The organism is Kitasatospora sp. NPDC088346 (assembly GCF_044740765.1).
GTDB lineage: Bacteria > Actinomycetota > Actinomycetes > Streptomycetales > Streptomycetaceae > Kitasatospora.
Window position 1 is genome coordinate 1 of the sequence record NZ_JBIURH010000181.1, and the last position, 1497, is coordinate 1497.

The following is a 1497-nucleotide window of genomic DNA, read 5'->3' on the forward strand; positions in this document are numbered from 1 at the left end:
TCGGGCAGGTCGGTGGCGTGGGCCTGGTCGAGCCACTCGGTGAGGTGGTGGCCGGCGCGGTCGCGCATCATCTCGGCGAAGGAGCGGACGTGTTCGGCGGTGGTGCTGAGCTGGGGACACCGGGCGAGGATACTCTTGATCTTGAGGGTGTCCTCGCAGGTCAGGCTGTCGGGGTGCCTGGTGATCCAGCCGGTCACGTCCCGCACCGAGGGCGGCTTGGACGCGCGGCCTGCCGGGTCCAGCGCGGATCGAAGCGGGCGCAGGTACTCGCGGACGATCGTGCACCGGCCTGGAAACCCGGCGGATTTGATCTCCTCGAACAGCGTCCGGGCGTTGGTGCAGCCCTCCTGCCAGCGTTGGTGCAGGTGGGGCTTGTAGGGGTCGAGGATGCTGGGGAGGTTCTGCCACTTGCCCGTGCTGAGTTCTTCGGGGGTGGTGGCGTTGGCGAATCTGCGCACGGTGCCGCGGGCCAGGCCCAGTTCCTGGGCGACCGCGCGCTGGCTGCGTCCCTTGCCGAGCAGCTCGTGGACTGCTCGGTGGCGCTCGCGGGTGCGGTCCGCATAGCGGTGGGCGGACCCCACCACTTTGCCGGCCCGGGCGGCACTCTCCAGTTCGGCGACCGCGGCCGCCGTGGCCGCCGCGGTGGGGACCTGGGCGGGTTCGCGCAGGTGGGAGGAGTGGCGAGTGACGCACTTGTCGACGGCTTCGCAGAGGTTGTGCCACAGGTGCCACCTGTCCGCGACCTGGACCGCGGCGGGTGCGCCGAGGCGGGAGCCCTCGGCGTAGGCGCTGGCGCGGTCGCGGCAGATGACCTCCACGCCGGGGTGGTCGACCAGCCACCGGGTCAAGGTGGCCGCTTCCCGGTCGGGGAGCACGTCGACGGGTCGGCGGGTCTCGACGTCGATCAGGATGGTTCCGTAGACATGCCCCTTGCGCAGGGCGAAGTCGTCGACTCCCAGCACCCGGGGTGTGGGTATGTGCGGGTCGGGCAGTGCCCGGACCAGTCGCAGCAGGGTGGAGCGGCTGACGGAGGTATCGAGTGCTTCGGCCAGCCGGGCCCCGGCTCTGCCCGCGAGCATCAGGGCTATGGCCTGCAAGGTTGTGTGCAGGCGGGTGCTTCGGCGGCCGTGGCGGAAGGTCAGGCCGGTGACCTGCTCGGCGAAGGTCGTGCGCGGGCACCAGGCGGTGGCGCAGCGGAACCGCCGGACCCGCAGCCGCACGACGACCCGGCGGCCACCCACCGCCGAGTCCGTGAGCTGACGTTCGTAGCCGCTGTGGACCCGCAGCGACAGCGCGCCGCAGGCCGGACATTTCGCCCCGGTCGTGCAGGCCCGTGCCACCACCCGCACTTCGCCCCCCACGAGATCGACGTCCTGCACCAGCAGGCCGGCCAGGTCCGGGAACAGCACGTCTTCTACGATCACGTCGCTCATGGCGGTTGATCGTCACAGCAGCGGGGCCACCCCGTCAGCCGGGGACCGCAAATGATCACAAGAG

General features: G+C 71.2%; 1 protein-coding gene. It reads right to left on the reverse strand.

The features are described from left to right. Positions 1-1433 (reverse strand): ISL3 family transposase (locus tag ACIOFR_RS42320; protein ID WP_401006182.1); only part of this gene is annotated, 1433 nt, incomplete at its 3' end. Between the last annotated feature and the right edge of the window lie 64 nt (positions 1434-1497).